The sequence below is a fragment of the Jannaschia seohaensis genome, from assembly GCF_900116765.1.
Classification (GTDB): domain Bacteria; phylum Pseudomonadota; class Alphaproteobacteria; order Rhodobacterales; family Rhodobacteraceae; genus Jannaschia; species Jannaschia seohaensis.
Map to the genome: position 1 here is coordinate 101,489 of NZ_UETC01000008.1, position 16,464 is coordinate 117,952.

The window sequence follows — 16,464 nt, forward strand, 5'->3', positions numbered from 1 at the left end:
CGCTCAGTCGAAGGCGTAGTCGAACCCCTCCGCCCCCCCGCTTACCGTGACCGTCTTGAAGCTGCGCCCCTCCAGCGTCGCGTTCAGCACCCGGCGCGAGAGCTCGGGCATCAGCGTGTTGGTCAGCAGCGCGTCGATCATCCGGCCGCCGGACTCGATCTCGGTGCAGCGATCCTTGATGACCTGCATCGCGCCCTCGCCCATGACCAACTCCGCGCCGTAGCCCTCCTCCAGGCGCTTGGCGAGGCCGCGCAGCTTGTGGTTCGCAATGGCCTCGATCATCGACTCGGAGAGCGGGTAGTAGGGGATCGTCACCACCCGGCCCAAAAGCGCGGCTGGGAAGACGTTGAGCAGCGGGGCGCGCAGCGCCTGGGTCAGTTCCTCCTCGTCGGCGGGCTGGGTGCCGTTGGCGGTCATTGCCATGATCTCGTCGGAGCCGACATTGGAGGTCAGCAGGATCAGCGTGTTCTTGAAGTCGATCCGCCGCCCCTCGCTGTCATCCATCATCCCCTTGTCGAAGACCTGGAAGAAGATCTCGTGGACGTCCGGATGGGCCTTCTCGACCTCGTCGAGCAGGATGACGGAGTAGGGCTTGCGCCGCACCGCCTCGGTCAGGATGCCGCCTTTGCCATAGCCGACATAGCCCGGCGGCGCGCCCTTGAGGGTGCTGACGGTGTGGGCCTCCTGGAACTCGGACATGTTGATCGAGATGAGGTTGCCCTCGCCGCCATACATCAGGTCCGCCAGCGCCAGCGCGGTCTCGGTCTTGCCGACGCCGGAAGGGCCGCAGAGCATGAAGACGCCGACGGGCTTTTCGGGGGCTTTCAGCCCAGCGGCGCTGGTCTGGATGCGGTTGGCAATCATGCGCATCGCATGGTCCTGGCCCACGATCCGCTCGGCCAGGGTGTCGGCCAGGGTCAGGGCACGCTCGGTCTGGCTGGCCATCATCCGGCCCATCGGGATGCCGGTCCAGCTTTGCACGACGGAGGCCACGGCCTGGGCGTCGACGGCGGGCAGGATCAGCGGCGTCTCGCCCTGGGCATCGGTCAATTCGGCCATCTTGGCGCGGAGCGCGGCCAGCGTTTCCTCCCGGTCGAACGGGGCCTCTTCGGACGCTGACGCTTCCTCATCGGCCTCGGGCACCTCCTCGGGCGGGGGGGCATCGCCGATCTCGCCCGTCTCGTCCAGGCTCGCGCCCGCGCGGCGCAACTGGGCGCGCAGGTCGAGGATCCCGGCGACCATGGCCTTTTCTTCCTCCCAGCGGGCGGTGGCGGCCTCCAGCGCCGCCTTGGCCTCGGCCAGACCGGCGGTGACCTCGGCCTTGCGCTCGGCCACGTCGATGCCGATGGCCTCCTCGCGCTCGATGATGCCCTCCTCGATCTCCAGCGCGGCGAGGCGCCGTTCGATATCCTCGACCTCGGCGGGGGTGGCGTGTTGGCTGACGGCGACGCGGGCGCAGGCCGTGTCGAGCAAGCTGATCGCCTTGTCGGGCAGCTGGCGGCTGGGGATGTAGCGATGCGAAAGCTGGACGGCGGCCTCGATCGCCTCGTCGAGCAGCTCCACCTGGTGGTGCTTTTCCAGGACGCCGGCCACGCCCCGGCACATCAGCACGGCCTTGGGCTCGTCCGGCTCATCGACCTTGACCGTCTGGAAGCGGCGGGTCAGCGCGGGGTCGGGCTCGATATGCTGCTTGTACTCGGCCCAGGTGGTCGCCGCGATGGTGCGCAGTTCACCCCGGGCAAGCGCCGGCTTGAGCAGGTTGGCCGCGTCGCCGGTGCCGGCTGCGCCTCCGGCGCCGATCAGCGTATGCGCTTCGTCGATGAAGAGGATGATCGGCACATCAGAGGACTGCACCTCCTCGATCACGGATTTGAGCCGCTTTTCGAACTCGCCCTTCACGCTGGCGCCGGCCTGCATCAGGCCGATATCGAGCATGTGCAACTCGACATTGCGCAGCTGCGGCGGCACGTCGCCGCGCGCCAGCCGCTGGGCGAAGCCCTCGACTACGGCGGTCTTGCCCACCCCTGCCTCGCCGGTGAGGATCGGGTTGTTCTGCTTGCGGCGCAGCAGGATGTCGACGATCTGGCGAATCTCGGGGTCGCGGCCCACCACCGGGTCCATCTTGCCGGATTTCGCCCGCTCGGTGAGGTTCGTCGCATACATCGCCAGCGCGGACTGCCCGCCCTTGGCGGCGGCCCCGGCGGGCTTGGCGGCAGGGGCGCCCGGCTCTTCCACCCGCTCCAGCGAGGAGGCCAGGATGTCGTCGAGCTGCGCGGCCATCGCGTCGGGGTCGATCTTGTCGAACTCCAGGCTCATCTTGAAGAGCAGCCCTTCGAGCACCGGCACCTTGAGCGCGGCCAGCAGCACATAGGCCGAGCGCACCTGATCGCTGCCGAACTCCAGGGAGCCGTATTGCCACGCCTCCTGAATGGCGCGGAAAATGTGGTCGCTGAACTCCTCGACCGAGCTCGCCCCGTGGGGCAGCGCATCGGTCGCTTTCAGAATGTCGCCGTCGAATCGGTGCCGGTCGACGCCCGCGCTCTCCAATAGCAGCGCGAAATCGGACCGCTCCGTATCGGCCAGCGCGGTGACGAAATGGACGAGTTCGACATAGGGGTTCCCGCGCTTTTTCGCCGCCTGCGCCGCTGCGGAAAAGGCTGCAAAGCAGATCGGGTTCAGCTTTCCGACCAGCTCTTTTCGCTTGACCGTTTCCTGCGATCCTCGTCCCGCCATCTCGGCCCCCTCCGCGAAATCCGTTGAGAAAAACTCCCACGGGTGGAATGATCCCTTTGCTTAACGCTTAGTCAAGGTAAGGATATATGGCGAAAGGCCCGACACCATGATCCCTTCGCTGCCTTCCGACATCTTCAAGACGGGCCAGCTTCTCAACAATACCTACGAGGTCGAGGGCCTCCTGGGCCGGGGCGGCACGGGTGAGGTCTATCTGGCACGGAACCAGATCACCGGACGTCAGAGTGCGATCAAGGCGCTCAACGCGCAGTTCTCGGGCAATGCCGATTACCTGGAGCTGATGAAGCGCGAGGAGCAGATGCGCGACATCGTCCATGACGCGGTGGTGCGCTATTCGGAATGCTCGCGGACCGATGCGGGGCATGTGATCCTGGTGATGGATTACATCCAGGGCACCTCTCTCAACGACATGATGTTCGGCCGGGGACTGTCGGACCGGGATCTGCTGATCGTCGCACACCGCGTGCTGGAGGGCTTGGTGGCGACCCATGCCAAGGGCATCGTCCATCGTGATCTGTCGCCTGACAACATCATCCTGCGCGACGACCGGCCCGACCGGGCGACGCTGATCGATTTCGGCATCGCCAAGGACACGGCGGCGGGCGCGCGCACCATCGTGGGCAACGAGTTCGCGGGCAAATACGAGTTCGCCGCGCCCGAACAGCTCGACGGCCGGGTCGATTCCCGATCGGACCTCTACGCCCTCGGCGCATCGCTGCTGGCCGCGCAGCGCCGGGAACTGCCCCAGATCGGCGGCTCGCCCGGGGAAATCCTGCGCAAGAAACGCGAGCCCCTGGACACCAGCGGCCTGTCCGAGCCGCTGAAGAAACTGATCGACTGGCTGGGCGCCGTCGATCCGGGCGACCGACCGCCCTCGGCCCAGGCGGCTCTGGACCGGCTGGACGGCTGGCTCGCGCCCAAGACGGACGGCAAGGGCGACGAAAAGCCCAAGCGAAGCAAGCTGCCGATCCTCCTGGGCGGCGCGGTCGTAGCGCTCGGCGCCGTGGTGGCGGTGAGCTATGCGGTGGGCCTCTTCGACCGCACGCCGCCCCTGCCCCATGTGACGCCCTACACCCTGGCCGCCGCGGCAGGAGGGGGCGCTCCGACGATTTCGGGGCACGCGCCCGATGCGGAGATTGCCGCCGCCCTTGCCGGAACCTGGCAAGAGGTCACGGGCGGTGCCGCCCCCGAGGGCGCCTTTACCCTGGCCACCGGCATGCCCGACCCGGATTGGCCCGCCCATGTGAGCGACCTCATGACCCTGGCGGCCACGCTGGACGATTGGACGATCTCGGTCTCCGACAATACCGCGCGCCTCACGGGCCTAGCGGAGACGCTGGCCGCGCGCGCGGCGCTCGAAGGCGCCCTGGAGGAGTGGACGACGCTCTCGGGGATGACGGTGACGACCGAGGTGATCGCCGGTCCACGCAGCCTCGAGCGCGCGGCCCTGTCCCCGACTCTCGCGGCGGTCTCGGATTGCGGGCCGCTGAGCCTGTCCGGCGACAACTTCCCCTACAGCCTCGGCGACACCGTCACCGTAACCGGCGACGTGGCGGTCAACGGCACCGCTCAGGAGTTGTCGGCACGGCTGGCGCCGCTAATCGGCGACCGTAGCCTGCGTATCGAGACGGACACGCTCAACCCCGAGCTTTGCGCCATCCGGGCCGCCTTGCCCGATGCGCGCGGGGCCGGGGTGTCCCTGCGCCTGGGATCGGGCGAGGAGAGCAGCGAGAACCTGGCGGGCATCTACCGAACCGGCGAGTTCGTCGTGGCGGACCTGCTGCTGCCCCAAGGGCTGGAGGAGGCGCATCTCTGGGTTTCGGTCGTCGACAATACGGGGCTCGCCTTCCATGTCGTGCCCAACCAGAACCGGCCCGAGACCTCGGTCGGCAAGATGGGCACCCTGGAGGGCGGGCTTCGGCGCATCCCGCTGCTGGGCACCCTGGAGCAGCTGCGCGCCCGGCCCGACCTGGGCGGCTTCGCGCTGCGCGTCGACGACGAGCTTTACGGCAAGGCCGAAATCGTGGCCATCGTCTCGTCCGAGCCGCTCTTCGAACTGCGCCCCAGCAAGGAGAGCGTCGCGGCCTTCGCCGAAGCGCTGGCGGCGGAAACCGCGCGCCGCCCCGACACCGTGCTTAGTGTCAGCTCCCGTATCCTCGACCTGCGGGAATAGCTTGCCGGACGCGGGCCACGCCCGCGCCGCATCGCCCCTAGCCCACGGCCCCCGCATTCCGTCGTCCCGCTGGACGCGTCGCCGCGTCCCGTGTAGCCGGTCTCTGTCGGAGGTGTGGCCGAGCGGTCGAAGGCACCGGTCTTGAAAACCGGCAGGCGGGAAACCGTCTCGTGGGTTCGAATCCCACCGCCTCCGCCACTTGCCCTCGCGAAAGCGTTCTCCCGATCCGGCTACGGCCGGATTTTCTCGTTGTTTTCGGGGGTTATGCGCAGTCGGCTTTGCACTGGTTTCCTTGCCACAGTAGCCGGATACGTTCTCTGGAGCTCGATATTCTCCGAACCTCTCGACTGCGCGCATTCGGTGCAAAGCCCGTAAGCAGTTGTAAACATGCGGAGAGTTCCCCGCGCCACCTGAACGCTTCGATGCCAGTGGCTTTCGTGAAATGGAACAGAAATCCAACCCGTTCTTTCCTCGGTCCAGCTTCGCAAGTCCCTTCCGCCATTGAGAATTTAGGGCGATGACGGCATCTTGTTGGTGAAGGAGGCCGCACATGACGGAATTGGACCTCGACACCGACAAACTTGATGACGCGGCGCTGGCCATCCTCAGCCTGACCTTGCATGACAGCAACCGTGTCTGGAAAGGGATCGACTGGTCCATCAGCGACCGGCTGCACGCGAAGGGCCTGATCCACGATCCCGTCGGCAAGGCGAAATCGCTCGCCCTGACGGAAGCCGGACTGGCCCGAGCCGAAGCGACTCTCGCCGAGTTGTTCATGAAACCGCACTCGAACGATCCACAAAGGTCCGACCCATGAAACCGGCCGACGAGGCTCGTATCGCTGCCCGGCTGGCGCAGCTGATGGCGATGATCTGTGTGCGCAATACGGGAATCGAGGAACTGCACGCCGGGACTGTCCCGGTCACCCACGCGGGCGACTATTCGGACGTATTCATCACTGACGCCGGCGGTCGGCAGATTCCCTGGACCGATGCATCCCATCTCGACGACGACCGGATGCGACACCTGATGCGGCAGATTGTCGACCGACTCTACACGTTTCACCTCAAGGCTAGCGATCCGGGGTTCCGCGACCACCTCGACCGTTGGCTGGCCGTCGCCGAGCGATGGGACGAGCCGAAGCTGGACGAGGCATTCCTTTCAGGAATTGTCGGCAACGAAGCAGCCAAACTGCCGAGATAGTCGTTCGCAGTCCAGCCAGGATTCGAGGACGATCTTGTGCCAGAACTATTCAACTGGCTCGGCAACGGCCGTGTGTTTCGTGATGATGTCCTGTACGTCGCCCGGCTTGAAGGCGACATCCCATGACCAGCACCCAAAACCACCCGACGCGTTGATGGCCTTTACCCATTCGTTCAGCGCATCCCGCTTTGCCTTGTTCTGGGGGCTGTCGGTTCCCTTGATTTCGAGGGCAAGCATCTTGCCGCCAGACAGCCGAACAAGGAAGTCGGGCACATACCGGCGACGTGAACCGGCCCACATATACTGAATCTGGAAGCCGAGGTGATCGTTCTTCGCATAGGCGACTACGTCGTCCCGCCCCTCGAACACATTCGCCGCGTGTCCCTCCCACGACGAATCGCCGACGAGGTGGCTGATGTGTGACTTGATGGCCGGGAAGCAGGGCTTGGTCGTATACCAGGTGCGCATCTGACCGGTGGCGCCGATCGGGTTCTCTTCATCAAAGACCGGAGTGAGGCGCTCAGTATTCTGCTCGCTCACATGACGCATGACGTGCTGGACGACGAGATCGATGTTCAAGGCGATCAGGATCCGGCGACGCAATGGGTCCGAGTGGAAGAGTGACGGAATGTCGAGAAGCTTTGAATTCAGAAAGGTCTCGACTATGCGCACCAGCTGAGCCGCGAGGTACTCCTCGGTTCCGGAGAAGCTGTGCCGCAGTTCGGCGAAGCCTTTTCTGGCAGCCTGAAAGACAAGTCTCTGCAAGCGGAACCCGTCCGGAAGGCGTTCGAGATCGATCGCGGTGACCTTGCCCATGTCCGTGGCCCCTCCCAAGGCGGGGGCCAGTTCAGCACTTATGGGTGTCGAGGCCGGGTCGAGCTCAAGTGCAGGCACCTTGTCCCACGCCATGGTCAGCTGCGGCTTCACCACGGTCTCGACGCGCAGGACATTGGGCCACTTGATCTCAAGGTGTGCCCGATCAGGAATGACCTCGATCTGGGTGGTCGGTCTGGGGGGCGGAGGCGGGTCGCCACCTTCCCCGGTTTCCGAGATGGACAACGGAACGCCGAAAACGTTCACATACTCTGGCAGGAACAGCCCGTTCTCATCCGTGTCGTAAGAGACCCTGCGAAGACCGCGGCCGACGACCTGCTCGCACAAAAGCTGCGAGGTGAATGCGCGCAAGCCCATGATGTGGGTTACATTCTTGGCGTCCCAGCCTTCGGACAGCATCGCGACGGAGATGACGTTCTGCAGGTCCTGGCCAGCAGCACCGCGCTTGCCGACATTGTCGACGATCTCCCGCAGCAGTTCCTCCTTCTTCATCCCCTGAAGTTGCTGCTTTCGTGTCTCCGGCAGGTTTGCAGCCTCGATGATTTCCTTCAGCCTGTTCTCGTAATCTTTGTCGGACGTGGCGGCTTCGCCGATTTCCGCCTTCTCCAGCACCTTGGAATCGACACGCAACGTCCTGTTCGGCGCATGAAGCTCCGGCCAGTGCGAGTCACCTTGGTTGAAATAGTGCTCGACCCGCGCGGCCGTCTCGGTGCGGTTGCAGACCGTCAGCATCACCGGCGGGGAATGATGACCTGCCTCTCGCCACTGCCTCTGCGTTTCGCGCCAGTCCGCGCCGAGAAGCGTATAGGCGTCCTGCACCAGCTTCGGCAGTGCCTCGTGCGGTTCGGCCTTCGCCCTGTTCAGATCCTCGGAGACCGAAGGATCACGGTAGATGTGATAGAGCTTCGACCGCAACGTCCTCGCGTCGGGCAAGGCATCGTCCCGCACCACGACGCGCGGCGTCTTTACCAGCCCGGCCTCGATCACGTCGTTCAGCCCGAAATCCGAGATGATCCAGTCGAACAGCGCCGTGTCCGTGCTCTTCTTGCCGGTCGGCGCAAACGGCGTCGCTGAAAGGTCGAAGCAGCGCTGGATGCGACGCGTCTTGTGGATGCGGTCCAGCCCCTCGATCCAGCGGGTCGCCTCGTCGAGGTCAATCCCCTGCTCAGCGGCCACCTTCTTGCTGATCTTCACCTCGGGCGGTTTCCGATAGGCGTGGTGGGCCTCGTCATTGATGACGATGATATCCTTGTGTGCCGCCAGCTTGCCCAGCACCCGCCGCGTGAAGGCCTCGTCCGACTCCCGGCCCTTCTTCACGACCGAGCGTTCCTGCTCCTTCAGCGGCATCAGCGTGTGCCAGTTCTCGATCAGCACCTCGGCCTGGTTCAGCTTTTGCCGCAGCGCCTCGGACGGACAGAGGTTGAACTCGTCGTAATAAGAGCCCTCGCTGGGCAGCAGGACCTGAAGGCGTTCCTTCACAGTCAGGCCGGGCGCCACGATGAACACCGCGCGGCTGAAATCCTTGTTCCGCTTCGGGTAGGTCAGCGCGTTCAGGACCTGCCAGGTGATGATCATCGCCATCACCGTGGTCTTGCCCGCGCCCGTGGCCATCTTGTTGCAAAGGCGCTCCCAGGTCCCGCCGTCGCCGGGGATCGCGATGCCCTGCTTGAATGCCTCAGCTCCCTCGACCCACCAGATCAAGGTTTCGATTGCCTCCAGCTGGCAGAAGTAGAACGGGTGCTGTCGCGCGTCTTGATCGTGCCAGTGTTCCAGGAGCTTTCGGGTGACGATGGTCACGCCGGGCCAGCCCGCCTCGCGCCAGGCGTCGACCCGGGCGCGGATGGTATTGACCAGGTCCAGCACCTCTGTCCGCTTCGTGTTGTTGCGGGCGTCGAAGACCTCGTAGCTCGCCGGGCGGCGTTCGGGCTTGATTTCGAGCTTGCCACCCTTGCCCTCGATCCAATGCTGAGCCGGGCAGACGAATGGCGTGTTGATGATGAGGGACATGGGTTCAGCCCTCAAGCGGCATGATCTTGAGGGACTCGATCCCGCGATCATCGACGATCTTCACCGCGATGCGCCGGTTGTCCCCCGCCGCAAAGGGCAGCGACACGGTGCCATGGAACTGCTCCAGCAGATCCTCGTCCAGTTCGGATCGGACAGTCGCCTTCAGCCGGTTCCATCCGCCCTTGGCGTCCGCCATCGGAAAGAACACCTGATGGGGCATCAGGGAGCGTTGGTCGTAATCGGTGTCCAGCGACCACATGGCGATCTGCTTCTTGCCGCCCGACACCAGATCGCCCGCCTTTGGATCGAAGTAATCGAAGCCGTTGACCTCGACCTCCCACATCCCGTCCTTGCGTTTGCGCAGCTCCACATCGGGCTGACCCATCAGCCAGAAGGACTGGTTCGAGGATCGCGCCTTTTTCAGATCCTCGGTCAGAAGGTCGGTGTTCATCTGCGCCTTGAGCAGCGTCACGCCGGGCCAGTTCACTTCGTCGATGTCCTTGGCGGCCTCGGGGTCGAAGGTGAAGGCGCAGAACAGAATGAACTTCGGCGCGGGACGCAGGGTTTCGGCCTCGGTCAGGGCCAGTTCCACCTGGCGCTGTTCGAGGGCTGCGTGCTCGGGGCCAAAGCTGACGACAACCCGCTCGCCGGTATCGGCCAGCGATCCGCTGGCATGGAGGTGGCGCAGGCCCGGCAGCGTTTCGAACTCGGCAAAGCGCAGCATCGCGCCGCCCTTCGCCCGGACACCGGTCTTCAGAAGCTCGTCGCGCCAGAGCGACTGGCGCGAGGTCTCGCCCGTGCGGGCAATGCTGTCGTCTGCCTCGACGGGTGGCAGGCTGTCATCGAGCGACAGGACAGTCGGTGCGGGCACCGCTTCGACCGAGAAGGGCCCCGTGATGCGCAGGCGGTTCCGGTCGATGCGCGGCTTGTCGTAGAGCGTCTCCTGATCTGCATGGTCGGCGATGGACTGATCGATGCGACGCTGCATTGTCTGACGGGCAACGTGAAAAGCGTCGAAGGGTCCGCGGGCAGCGTCGGGCCAATCCACCGGCCAGTCGAACGGGATTTCCCATTCGTGCAGGGTTTCGCCCTTCGCAAAGTTCACCTGATTACCTTTGCGGACGCCTAGAATAGGAATGAATGGCTTCGGCGGAGCAGCAGCCAGGGCCGCGTTGAGAGATGTCAGAGCCTCGTCGACTTTGGGGTGCAGCTCGTCGTAAATTGTGTCGATGTCTGGGTTGGTGACGATCGATTTCAGCATCACGTGCGGCACAGTTTCGTAGTCAAAACCGCCCTTCAGTCCCTCATGCGGGTAGCGTAACGCATAATATTCAAAGCTTGCAGTCATAAGACGCTGTTTGGCCAAGGTGACGGCGACGCGCGATGTATCGCATGTGATCCATCGTCGTCCCCACTTTTCTGCCACAGCAGCGGTTGTCCCGGATCCGCAAGTTGGGTCAAGCACAAGGTCTCCAGGGTCGGTGGCCATTATCATGCACCTTTCGACCACCTTCTCTGAGGTCTCAACCACGTACCGCTTTTCGGAAGCAAAGCCAGCTATGCCGGTGTCCGTCCACATATTGTCTTCTTGAAAAGCAGCGAAGTCATCGAAGTATCTAACGTAATATAGACCTGTCGTTGTCGCGCTGAGTCGCCCGGCCTTGAATAGCCGGCTCATACCATCTTCATTTGTCTTCCAGCGCACTTTGTCCGATGGTCGCAATTCGACGCCATTGTAACTCACTGGAAACCAAGATGCCGCGCCTTCTCCTTTGTCCCTTCCAGCCCCTTGGCTGGTAAGATTGTCGATGCGAAATATTCGTGCGCCATCAGTAAGTAGCTCTGGTTTCTCAAGTTCCGTCTTCTTTATGGGACGCTCTGAAAGATTTGGCATTCGGACTTTTTTGTAAGCGGACCCTCCGATACCACCGACTTCCTTCAAGTTATAAGGTTGGCGGAACTTCAGGTGCGCCTTATCTTTGGCGTAAAATAAGATAATATCGTAGGTACCAGCAAGGTTCTCCGACGTGGCTCCCGATGTTTTTGTGAATATGATTTGGGAAATGAAGTTTTCGATTCCAAATATTTCGTCGAGGACATTCCTGACAATGTGGCAATTTTCTTCACCAATCTGCACAAACACAGATCCACTCTCGTGCAGCAGGTCCTTGGCCAGCACCAAACGGTCGCGCAGATAGGTCAGGTAGGAATGGATGCCCAGTTCCCAGGTGTCGCGGAACGCCTTGATCATCTCGGGTTCCTGCGTCAGGTCCGCGTCTGATCGGTCCTTCACGTCGCGCTTGTTCGTGAAAGGCTGAAAGTTCGACCCGTATTTGATGCCGTAGGGCGGGTCGATGTAGATCATCTGCACCTTGCCGCCCATGCTTTCCTTGGTCAGCAGCGAGTTCATCACCAGCAGGCTGTCGCCCGACACCAGCCGGTTCGACCAGCCCTTTTCGTGGGAGTAGAAGTCGAGCGCCTGGCGCAGCGGCAGGTTCTCGAACGGCGCCGCGAACAGGTCGGGTTGCCGCCACTGCGCGCCCGCATCCTTGCCCTTCAACCGCTTCGCCGCGTTGGCCAGGATCGTCGCCGGGTCCACCCGCTCATGCACGTGCAGGCTGACGGTATCGACGTCGAACGACGTCCGTTCCGCCTTGCCCGTCCAGTTGAGGTAGGGCTGCTGGAGCCGCTTGAGCTCGTACAATGCGTCCTTCATCGCCTGCGGATCATCGCTGGCCAGGGCGTCATCGATCAGCTTTTCCACCCCTGCGCGGGCAGAGTCGAAGTTCAGCACCGGGTCCAGATGCGGATCGTAGGCCCATGTGGTGCGCGCGCCGTCCGGGTCCGTCCCGGCGTGGACCATCCCCACCTCGGGGTTATTTACCCGCGTCTCGCCGTGACGATAGGACAGCACCTGTACCGGTTCGCCGGACCTGCGTGAAGCCGCTGATCTTGTCGCGCTTCGGGGCCTGCCGCGGGGCTCCGTCGGCTCGTCCTCGTCCTGCATCTCCAGTGTCAGGTCGGTCACGTCGGCCCGATAGATCGATCCACCGCGCCCGCGCCCCCGCCCGAGGACACCTTCGTCAACCAACTCATCGCGGGCGGCCGCGTAGTCCTCGTCGGACAGGGCTGGCACATGCTCGCGCAAAAGAGCCATCATCGCGCCATTGCCGATCGACGATCCGTCTTCGGGCATCAGGGAGAGGATCAGGTCGGTCAGGCTGTCGGACATGCGCGCGAATTCCAGTACTTGCAGAAAGGGCTTGTTTTCCATGACCCTATCGCGGGAATTGTCCGTTTGCACGCGCGATTCAGTCTTGCGCGCTGTCTGCAGTCCAGAGTGCCTGCTGTTCTTGCCAGTCGGACGGGAACGAACCCATCAGGTCGGCGAGCGTGACATTCGCGGGCTGGCGACCGTCCATGATGGCATCGACGATTGCCGGGGACAGCAATGACAGCCGCATCAGCCGCGCCATGTAGGTGAAGGCGATGCCCTCCTTCTCGGCCAACTCCGAAATCGACGAGAACTCGCCCGACTCGAGCATCCGCTTCCAGCGGAAGGCACGGGCCAGCGCCTTGACCAGCGTGTTGTCCGCCTTGCAGTCTGGCCGGACGCCTTCCGGCAACTGCATCTCCTTCCGCCCGCCGCGCTTCACGATGCGGAACGGGACATGGAGCGTCACGGTGTCGGGGATCGGAGCCACGCGGGTCATGCAGCCGCTCCCATGTCTCCAGCCAGCATCTCGCGCGCGAGGCCGCCAAGGCCATCGACGCGGAGCCGCACGTTCAGGCCTTCCGTGCCGATGTCCACGCGCTCGACCAGCAATGTCACGATGCGTGCCTGCTCGGCGGGGAAGAGTTCGTCCCACAGCGGGTCGAGCTGCTGCAGCGCCGCGCGGGCGTCGGCCTCGGAGATGTCGTCGGTGTGGGCGCGTGCCGCCTTCCATGTCCCGGCCACGATCTCCGGCTGGCGGAACACAGCGCGCAGCTGATCGATGACGGCGGCCTCCATATCCCCTGCTGGCACGCGGCCCACCGGGCACGATCCAGCGCCGTGTTTCAGCACGGTCTGGCTGACATAGTAGCGGTAGAGCCGGTCGCCCTTGCGGGTATGCGTCGGCGAGAACGCGGCGCCATCGGGCCCGAACAGCAGCCCCTTCAGCAGCGCGGGCGTGTCGGCGCGTGTGCGGGCCGCGCGTTTCCGGGGGCTCTCCTGCAGGATGGCGTGGACTCGGTCCCACGTCTCGTGGTCGATGATGGCGTCGTGCTCGCCGGGATAGCTGTCGCCCTTGTGGACCGCCTCGCCGATGTAGGCGCGGTTGCTGAGCATCCGGTAGATGTATTTCTTGTCGATCCGGTTGCCGCGCGGCGTCCGGAGTCCCCGCGTGCCGACCTCCCGCGCCAGTTCCGTGCAGGATCCGATCTCAAGAAACCGGTCGAAAATCCAGCGCACATGCGTTGCGGTTTCTTCGTCGACCTCCAGCTTTCTGTTCTCGACGCGGTAGCCGAAGGGCGGCACCCCACCCATCCACATGCCCTTCTTCCGGCTGGCAGCGACCTTGTCGCGGATGCGCTCGGCGGTCACCTCGCGTTCGAATTGGGCGAAGCTGAGCAGGATGTTCAGCGTCAGCCGGCCCATGGAGGTGGTGGTGTTGAAGGATTGAGTCACCGAGACGAACGTCACGCCGTTCCTGTCGAACACCTCGACCAGCTTCGCGAAGTCGGCAAGCGACCGGCTGAGACGGTCGATCTTGTAGACCACGACCACGTCGACCAGCCCGTCCTCGATGTCCTCCAGCAGCCGCCGCAGACCGGGGCGCTCCAGCGTGGCGCCGGAAATGCCGCCGTCGTCATACTGATCGCGGACCAGCACCCAGCCCTCGGAGCGTTGGCTGGCGATGTAGGCCTCGCAGGACTCTCGCTGGGCGTGGAGTGAATTGAATTCCTGCTCCAGCCCTTCCTCGGAGGATTTCCGGGTGTAGACGGCGCAGCGCAGTTTGCGGACGAGCTTCGATTTTTCGGGAGGCTTCGTCATGTCCGCCTCCTGTGGTTCTTGAGGCCGAAGAAGACCCACCCGTTCCAGCGGGTGCCGGTGATGGCGCGCGCGATGGCTGACAGCGACTGGTAGGGCCGCCCCTGCCATTCGAAGCCGTCGGTGGTGACGGTGACGACCTGCTCGACACCCTGCCATTCGCGCAGCAGCCGCGTGCCGGTGATCGGGCGGTCACGGTCGGCGCGCATGCCACGCTTCTTCCTGTCGCCGCCGTCCAGTTCCTCGCCGAGCCGTTCCAGCCGCCGGATCGTCTCGGGCTTCAACCCGCCATAGGCGAGTTCCTGGATGCGATAGGCCAGCCGGCTTTCGAGGTAGCGGCGATTGAAGGGTGGCGGTTCGCAGTCGAACAGATCGCGCCACTGCTTTTTCAGGTCAGGCGTCGGCATGGTCTTGAGCGCGGCGAGGCGCGCGGGGATGGGGTCGGGCTTGTTCATGCATTTCTCCGGTGAGTTGGAGTTGCATGACGGCATTGGTCGGGCGGATAGTGTAGGCAACGTTCTCCAGTATCGTCAGATACTTCGCCCACATTCCGCATCCGCAACCGGAGCAGCCCGAGCGCCAGCAGGCCGCACAACTCGGCGCGGCGCTCTACGGGCGTCATCGCCGAAGGGGCGAGTGGGTTGGGGCGACGAATGGGACCGGGATCGAACATCATGATCCATCGGTGCCGGATTGCGCCGGTATCCGCGACCTCGGAACGGGTCACCCCGGACCCGGCCGGAAAGGGTGAACCCCTTCGGTGTTGCAACACCGTAGTGGGTTGAGGGGTCAGGGAGTTCCCATTATGTTCGACCTGTCCCCAATCGATTCACGAGGCCGCCCATGTCGCTGCAGACGCTCGACCGTACCCAATGGAGTTATGCAGAGGCGCTGGCCCATGTGCAGAACGTGACGGTCGCGCGGCGCGCGGTTGAGGCGGCCAAGCTGCCACCCAAGCCTGTGCCGGAATACCAGACCTGGAACCCGCCGCAGGACCCCAAAGTGACCTGGAAGGCGGAGGCGGAGACCGAGTTGCTCGTCGCGCTGCGAGACGGGGACCTTCTGGCGCAGGGGCGTTTCACCGAGGAGCGAACCCATGGCTGGGGCAACGGCGGCAGTAGTAGCGGCTTTGGTCTGCATTCGGGCTACCACACTAGCATCCGCCCGGAGCAGTGGCGCGAGGGCAAGTGTTCCTTCGGGCGACTGACCGCGCGGGATTGGGAATTCATCGACATCCGCGTGCCGCGCTTTCTCGTGAAGGCGATCTGGCCGGATTACGTGCCCGCGGTCCGTCCGGCGGCGGGCACGGACACGGTGCCCTACACGACGCCCTATCTCGAGCTGATGCAGGCGGCGATTGCGAAGTTCGGAATCACGCCCGAGGACCAGGGCAAGAAGGACTGCCTCGTCGACTGGTTCCTCGAACAGCAGATCGAGGGCGAGCCGGTGTCCAACAAGCTTGCCGACGCCATGGCAACGTTGATCCGGCTGCCCTCGGCACAGCGTGGTGGAGCGAAGCGGGTTCTGGGGCCAGACCTGCGCCAGACGGCGTGACGCGTGGCATCGCCGGATGTCGACACGCGGGCAGCGTTGGCATATATTGCCAATGCGCAAATGGAGATGCCGATGCCGACCCGCAATGTCGTCCTGACCGACAGCCAGACCGACCTGATCGACCGGCTGATTGCCGACGGTCGCTACCAGAATGCATCGGAGGCGCTGCGGGCCGGGCTGCGCCTGCTGGAGCGCGAGGAAGCGGAGATGACCGCATTGCGCGACCGGCTCGCCGCGGGGCTGGAGGAGGCGCGTTCGGGTGCGCTCGCCGAGGGCACCGGTGAGGACGCGATCCGCAGGGCCTTTGCCGCCGCGCGCACTGCGTCCTGATGCCGAAGCCCTGGCGGCTGACGCGGCAGGCGGAACGCTCGCTCGTGGAGATCGCGCGCTGGACGCTGGAGACCTTCCGGCCGCGCCAGGCCGAGGCCTACGAGGCGGACCTCATCGCCCGCTGCGCTGCCATCGCCGCGGGTGAGGCACCGTCGCAGGACTGCCGCCGCCTGATCGATCCCGACCTACCGGAGGATCTGCGCTTCACGCGGGCGGGCCAGCATTTCATCGTGTTCGCCGAGATGCCGGACCATGTGATCGTCGTCGACGTGCTCCACAGCCGCTCGGACATGCCGCGCCGGCTGGCGGCCTTGGGTCCGCGGAAGGATCCCGAACAACACTGACACCGGGCAACTCCGAGGGGTGAGCCCACGGCGTCGGCACCCTGATCGAGGGTTGAACCGTTCACCCCGTTCGCGTGGACGAGGGGCCACCCCTCTGATCGGCCGCGACCGCTGAGGGCGCTCCACAGGGGTCGTTGGGCCCGTTGGGGTCCACCCATTAACTGACTTTATTTCAATGCCTTGCCGGAAGGGGTCACCCCTTTCCGCTGAGGCTTCGCGTGACCGGGCGGACCGGT

12 protein-coding genes and 1 tRNA gene are annotated in these 16,464 nt (G+C 64.3%); 7 read left to right on the plus strand and 6 right to left on the minus strand.

Features of this window, described 5'->3' with window-relative positions:
- Positions 1-3: 3 nt before the first annotated feature.
- On the minus strand, positions 4-2,733 hold the full coding sequence (tssH, locus tag DTQ71_RS15910) for a type VI secretion system ATPase TssH (RefSeq protein ID WP_109565292.1): 2,730 nt from the start codon (positions 2,731-2,733) through the stop codon (positions 4-6).
- A 106-nt stretch (positions 2,734-2,839) separates the two neighbouring features.
- Between tssH and DTQ71_RS15915 the strand changes: the two genes are divergently transcribed.
- The 4 genes from DTQ71_RS15915 to DTQ71_RS15930 all read left to right on the plus strand — a co-directional run bounded on the left by DTQ71_RS15915 (position 2,840) and on the right by DTQ71_RS15930 (position 6,127).
- The gene (locus DTQ71_RS15915) at positions 2,840-4,924 is read left to right on the plus strand and encodes a serine/threonine-protein kinase (RefSeq protein WP_109565293.1); all 2,085 of its coding nucleotides are present in this window, start codon (positions 2,840-2,842) and stop codon (positions 4,922-4,924) included.
- A gap of 108 nt (positions 4,925-5,032) precedes the next feature.
- Positions 5,033-5,122, plus strand: a tRNA-Ser gene (locus tag DTQ71_RS15920).
- Between the two features lie 352 nt (positions 5,123-5,474).
- Positions 5,475-5,741, plus strand: coding sequence for a DUF6429 family protein (locus tag DTQ71_RS15925; protein ID WP_211317147.1), 267 nt, complete (start codon positions 5,475-5,477; stop codon positions 5,739-5,741).
- Positions 5,738-6,127 carry a hypothetical protein gene (locus DTQ71_RS15930; RefSeq protein WP_109565294.1) on the plus strand — a complete coding sequence of 130 codons (390 nt, stop codon included), beginning with the start codon at positions 5,738-5,740 and terminating at the stop codon, positions 6,125-6,127. The genes DTQ71_RS15925 and DTQ71_RS15930 overlap by 4 nt, the downstream gene beginning before the upstream one ends.
- A 45-nt stretch (positions 6,128-6,172) precedes the next feature.
- Here the strand turns inward: DTQ71_RS15930 and DTQ71_RS15935 are convergent, their stop codons facing one another.
- The 5 genes from DTQ71_RS15935 to DTQ71_RS15955 are packed head-to-tail and all read right to left on the minus strand — an operon-like array spanning position 6,173 to position 14,455.
- Positions 6,173-8,968, minus strand: coding sequence for a BPTD_3080 family restriction endonuclease (locus tag DTQ71_RS15935; protein WP_109565295.1), 2,796 nt, complete (start codon positions 8,966-8,968; stop codon positions 6,173-6,175).
- Between the two features lie 4 nt (positions 8,969-8,972).
- Positions 8,973-12,242, minus strand: coding sequence for a site-specific DNA-methyltransferase (locus tag DTQ71_RS15940; protein WP_245947593.1), 3,270 nt, complete (start codon positions 12,240-12,242; stop codon positions 8,973-8,975).
- Between the two features lie 37 nt (positions 12,243-12,279).
- The gene (locus DTQ71_RS15945) at positions 12,280-12,681 is read right to left on the minus strand and encodes a hypothetical protein (protein WP_109565296.1); all 402 of its coding nucleotides are present in this window, start codon (positions 12,679-12,681) and stop codon (positions 12,280-12,282) included.
- On the minus strand, positions 12,678-14,003 hold the full coding sequence (locus DTQ71_RS15950) for a recombinase family protein (protein WP_109565297.1): 1,326 nt from the start codon (positions 14,001-14,003) through the stop codon (positions 12,678-12,680). Before DTQ71_RS15950 ends, DTQ71_RS15945 begins: the two co-directional genes overlap by 4 nt.
- Entirely contained in the window at positions 14,000-14,455 is a 456-nt protein-coding gene (locus tag DTQ71_RS15955) for a DUF2924 domain-containing protein (RefSeq protein WP_109565298.1), read from the minus strand. Before DTQ71_RS15955 ends, DTQ71_RS15950 begins: the two co-directional genes overlap by 4 nt.
- A 388-nt stretch (positions 14,456-14,843) precedes the next feature.
- Here DTQ71_RS15955 and DTQ71_RS15965 point away from each other — a divergent pair, with 388 nt between their 5' ends.
- The 3 genes from DTQ71_RS15965 to DTQ71_RS15975 all read left to right on the plus strand — a co-directional run bounded on the left by DTQ71_RS15965 (position 14,844) and on the right by DTQ71_RS15975 (position 16,228).
- Positions 14,844-15,554 (plus strand): hypothetical protein, encoded by a 711-nt coding sequence (locus tag DTQ71_RS15965; RefSeq protein ID WP_109565299.1) that lies wholly within the window; start codon positions 14,844-14,846, stop codon positions 15,552-15,554.
- A gap of 72 nt (positions 15,555-15,626) precedes the next feature.
- Positions 15,627-15,884, plus strand: a complete 258-nt coding sequence (locus tag DTQ71_RS15970) for a type II toxin-antitoxin system ParD family antitoxin (RefSeq protein ID WP_109565300.1) — start codon at positions 15,627-15,629, stop codon at positions 15,882-15,884.
- Positions 15,884-16,228, plus strand: a complete 345-nt coding sequence (locus tag DTQ71_RS15975; RefSeq protein ID WP_109565301.1) for a type II toxin-antitoxin system RelE/ParE family toxin — start codon at positions 15,884-15,886, stop codon at positions 16,226-16,228. Before DTQ71_RS15970 ends, DTQ71_RS15975 begins: the two co-directional genes overlap by 1 nt.
- Positions 16,229-16,464 lie beyond the last annotated feature (236 nt).